Consider the following 1,128-nt stretch of genomic DNA (forward strand, 5'->3'; position numbering starts at 1 on the left):
GTCACCGACCCGGCCGGGGCGCGGGCGCAGGGCCACCCGCTCACCGGCCACACCGAGGCGGTCGTCTCCCTGACGTTCGGCGCGGACGGCCGCACCCTCGCCAGCGGCGGCAACGACAACACGGTGCGGATGTGGGACGTCGGGGACCCGGAGCACGCCTCGGCGGTCGGCCGGGCGATGAGCCCCAACGCGAGGACGGGCAACTTCCTGGCGTTCCGCCCCGCGAGCCGGATGCTCGGCGTCTCCAGCGGCACCGACACCGTCCGGCTGTGGAACCTGGACGTGGACCAGGCGATCCGCCGGGTCTGCTCGACGACCCAGGGCGTGCTCACCCGGGAGCGGTGGCACGAATATCTGCCCCGGCTGTCCTACGAGCCGCCGTGCTCCGACTGAACCGGTGGGACCGATGCGACCGGTGCGATCGGTGCGGCCAGTGCGGCCAGTGCGGCCAGTGCGCAGCGTGAGGGAGCGGGAACGCAAGTGGTATGCCGGGGCTCCGCGGGACAGCGGTTTCCGTGATCCCGATCACAACGCGTCATCGCAGCCGATCCGTCGGCTCCCACGGGGCTCGCGGCCTTGTTACTGTTGGCCGCAGCCCGATCGCTGGTGCATCCCCCGTCGCCAGCGGTCGGGCCTTCGCATGTCCGTCGAAGGGTGGTGAGGGACCCGTGCTCCGGCGCGTCGTCGTCGTGACCGCTGTCCACGGACCGTCGGCGGAGTTCCTCCCGCAGGCCCACGCGTCGCTGTGCGCACAGGAGTTACCGCCCGGCTGGGAATGGCACTGGGTGATACAGGAGGACGGCCGCGGCGACACCGTCCGCCCGCACGTTCCCCGCGACCCGAGGGTGACGTTCCGTCAAGGGCGGCCCGGCGGGCCGGGAGTGGCCCGCACGCTCGCGCTCGCCCACACCGAGGGCGCCTACGCGAAGATCCTCGACGCCGACGACCAGCTCACCCCGGGCGCCCTCGCCCGTGACCTGGCCGTCCTCGAAGGCCACCCGTCCGTCGGCTGGACGACGTCCCGGGTGCTCGACCTGCTGCCGGACGGCTCGACGGCCGCGTTCCCCGGCGACCCGGACGACGGCCCGATAGAGCCGGGCGCCCTCGTCGGCCCCTGGCGGGCGAACG

At 73.7% G+C, this 1,128-nt stretch carries 2 protein-coding genes; both read left to right on the forward strand.

All coding sequences use genetic code 11. The features are described 5' to 3' along the window. Positions 1-393, forward strand: a 393-nt coding sequence (locus ACFY5C_RS41895) for a WD40 repeat domain-containing protein (protein WP_389455350.1), incomplete at its 5' end; no start/stop codon positions are given. A 275-nt stretch (positions 394-668) separates the two neighbouring features. Continuing rightward, positions 669-1,128, forward strand: a 460-nt coding sequence (locus ACFY5C_RS41900) for a glycosyltransferase family 2 protein (protein WP_389455352.1), incomplete at its 3' end; no start/stop codon positions are given.

The sequence above is a fragment of the Streptomyces sp. NPDC012935 genome (assembly GCF_042900345.1).
Lineage (GTDB): Bacteria > Actinomycetota > Actinomycetes > Streptomycetales > Streptomycetaceae > Streptomyces.